The sequence below is a fragment of the Actinomadura soli genome, assembly GCF_005889715.1.
Lineage (GTDB): Bacteria > Actinomycetota > Actinomycetes > Streptosporangiales > Streptosporangiaceae > Spirillospora > Spirillospora soli.
Genome location: NZ_VCKW01000586.1, coordinates 1 through 921, shown reverse-complemented (window position 1 = coordinate 921; position 921 = coordinate 1). Strand labels below are relative to the sequence as shown.

Below are 921 nucleotides of genomic sequence, written 5' to 3'. Positions count from 1 at the left end.
AGGTGTATAAGAGACAGCCGCACGTCCGTGTCCCCCAGGATGTGCCCCGCCGCCGCAGAGGCCGGGGCCGCCGCCACCACCTCCGGGCGGTGGGTGTCACTTGCCCTTGAGTTGGCCTACCAGTTTGTTTGCGGCTGTTTTGTTCGGGGGGCCGGTCACTACGACCTTTCCGTCCGTTATCGCCATGTCGACGCGGGGGAGTGTGACCAGTTGGTTCCGGACGACGAAGGCGAGGTCGCGTCCGACTGTGGCGCGGGTCAGGTCGGCGAACGCGTCCCGGTCGATCGGGCGCAGCGTGACCGCCACGTCGTAGCCGCCCGGCCGTGCCCCGGACTTCTGGACGCGCAGGTCGGCGACCTTGTGGATCGCGATGCCCTGCGCCAGCCCGTAGCACGTCGGCCCGGCGGCCGACTGCCCGGTGATGCCCTGCGTCCCGGGCGGGCACTGCCCGGGGGTCGCGTGCGTGACCGGATAGATGTGCAGCGGCGAGGCCAGCGTCACCGGACGTGTCCGCATCGAGGACGCGATCATCCCACCGGTCACCACGACGGCCGCGATCAGCAGGCCCAGCGTGAGCACCATGACCAGCAGCGCCGACCGGTGCTGGTCGGCGGCCTTGGCCGGTGACACCGGCTCCCGGTACGGACGGGGCTCCCGCCGCGCCGCCCGGCTCCGCTTCGCCTCCGCCGCGGCCCGCGCCCGCTCCGCCGCCCGCGCCCGCCGCCGAGCCGCCGGGTCCATGGCGGCCGTGCCTGCACCTGCGGGCAATACAGCCGTGTCCCCTCCTCGCACGCCCTCGGGGGCGCGCAGCGGTGCTGTTCCGCCTGGCGCTCCCGGCCCGCGTTTCATCTCGGCCCCGCGTGGGGTCGCAGAGCCTGTTGCCTGTGGGCCGCGTGCTGTCTCAGGGCCGGGTGGGTTCGC

General features: G+C 73.4%; 1 protein-coding gene. It reads right to left on the bottom strand.

The genetic code is table 11. From position 1 onward, the window contains the following. Positions 1-96 precede the first annotated feature (96 nt). Positions 97-741, bottom strand: coding sequence for a SecDF P1 head subdomain-containing protein (locus ETD83_RS42005; protein WP_171064760.1), 645 nt, complete (start codon positions 739-741; stop codon positions 97-99). Positions 742-921 lie beyond the last annotated feature (180 nt).